This window comes from Xanthomonas sp. MUS 060, assembly GCF_000963215.1.
Classification (GTDB): domain Bacteria; phylum Pseudomonadota; class Gammaproteobacteria; order Xanthomonadales; family Xanthomonadaceae; genus Xanthomonas_A.
The window spans coordinates 1-528 of sequence record NZ_JZIM01000120.1; the positions used below are offsets into that span (position 1 = coordinate 1).

1 protein-coding gene is annotated in these 528 nt (G+C 52.5%); it reads left to right on the forward strand.

Annotation, left to right across the window (positions count from 1 at the left end; translation table 11 throughout):
* A partial coding sequence (locus XANALMUS060_RS17320; protein WP_045739508.1) for an AMP-binding protein occupies positions 1–528 on the forward strand: 528 nt, incomplete at both ends.

The window sequence follows — 528 nt, forward strand, 5'->3', positions numbered from 1 at the left end:
TGGTGCGCGCCTGATCGTCATCGAATCCGATGTTCTGATGAACCCGGCACGCTTGGCAGAGACAGTCGAGTGTGAAGGGATCAATATATTATGGATGTCGACAGGTTTGTTTTATCAATATGCCGATAGCATGAAGGTTGGATTCGGTCGCTTGCGTTATCTGCTGATCGGCGGCGATGCACTTGATCCAAGCGTAGTGGCGAAGGTGATGGATGGCGATAGGCCGCAACATTTCTTGAATTTTTACGGCACAACAGAAACAACGACATTTGCTTCATTTTATGAGATCGAGAGCGTCGGTGATGGCTCAAGAAGTCTCCCGATCGGCCGTCCGATCGCGAACACGCACATCTACATTCTTGATAGGTACGGTGCGCCAGTCCCGATCGGGGTCGTGGGTGAGTTGTATATCGGAGGCGATGGCGTGGGGCTTGGGTATTTGAACCGGGAAGATTTGAATGCCGAGCGCTTCCTCACGGATCCATTTAGTGCCGATCCGAATGCGCGGATGTACCGCAGCGGCGATCT